Annotated in this window: 2 protein-coding genes; both read right to left on the reverse strand. The window is 37.9% G+C overall.

Annotation, left to right across the window (positions count from 1 at the left end; all coding sequences use genetic code 11):
* Window positions 1-399: 399 nt before the first annotated feature.
* Window positions 400-810, reverse strand: coding sequence for a type II toxin-antitoxin system YafO family toxin (locus tag HJG39_RS19245; RefSeq protein WP_268412037.1), 411 nt, complete (start codon window positions 808-810; stop codon window positions 400-402).
* Window positions 811-960 carry a hypothetical protein gene (locus tag HJG39_RS19250; RefSeq protein WP_268412039.1) on the reverse strand — a complete coding sequence of 50 codons (150 nt, stop codon included), beginning with the start codon at window positions 958-960 and terminating at the stop codon, window positions 811-813.
* Window positions 961-1,175 lie beyond the last annotated feature (215 nt).

The following is a 1,175-nucleotide window of genomic DNA, read 5'->3' on the forward strand; positions in this document are numbered from 1 at the left end:
AGGTCATGCAACTTTAGCAATGACTGAAAAGTATCTTAGATTTGCTCCTATGCGGCCTGAATCGGCTGCACAATTGAGTCCCGTAACACTAGACGGATTAAAAATTGGTGTTTTCAGAGAAAATTAAATACAAGCTAAAAGAGGGCTTTCAAACTCCCGCAATCTCAAGCCCCATAAGGCTTTGCGGTACATTGGCAACGGGTAATTATGAAATGGTGCCCAGAGGCGGAATCGAACCACCGACACGGGGATTTTCAACTTCTTAGCTTCACTTATAAATCAATAACTTATTGAATTATAAGACAAACTAATCCCACCAAACACGACTAGCCAATACATTTTACGACTGAAACTGTGGCAATTCGTGGGCATTAAAACTTTTAAGAAATATATAAAAAATCATATTGCACAAGAGAGTTTGCCTGTAATCCACGGCTCGACAAAACTGGTATACAAACTCGTTAAATAAGATCGCCATTTTTGACTATTATGAGCATGATCGCCGATTATGGTTAAAAGTAGGCAATTATTGCTGAAATCATCATAAGCATAAATTAACCAGTAATCTTCTTCCGGTTTAGATTTATCGTGAGTACGATAATAAACTTGTTTAATGTTGGACCAGCGCGACGAAACATGTTGATGTTCGTCTTGCGCTAAATGGATGTGGTGAACATGAGGAAAACTTAATTCAGCATCCCTACCGTAGAAGTCAGGTTGAATACTACGTAGCTTATAATCTTCAAATGTGTTTTTATGAGCTTCCCATTCGGGTATTTGACGAAACAAGCTACAAGTTTGAATGAGCACTTACCGAAGAAATTCCTTCAAGTCCTGACTACTTTTAGGAAACTTGCCGTATTTCTGAAAGTATTCATATTGGGCATTACCAACCGCAGCAGCAGACTTTACGTCCTTCGCTGTAGCTTGTTTCCGAGTTTTCGGCTTAAGCTGTGGCATTAGAAATCCTTAAAAATAATATAAAATGTACGCGGTAAGTATACTTACAATTGTATATTTGATCAACAATACACAAAGAAACCTACTGTATAAAGACACTTAACAATACTGCTTTACACCCTGCAAACCTGAAACTCCTAAGAACACAACGTTCGTAAAACGCAAAATAAAAATAAGCCTCTACTGCATTGCGTCACTAATTAAATAGCGCTGTT

Source organism: Alteromonas sp. a30, assembly GCF_026788005.1.
Taxonomy (GTDB): Bacteria; Pseudomonadota; Gammaproteobacteria; order Enterobacterales; family Alteromonadaceae; genus Paraneptunicella.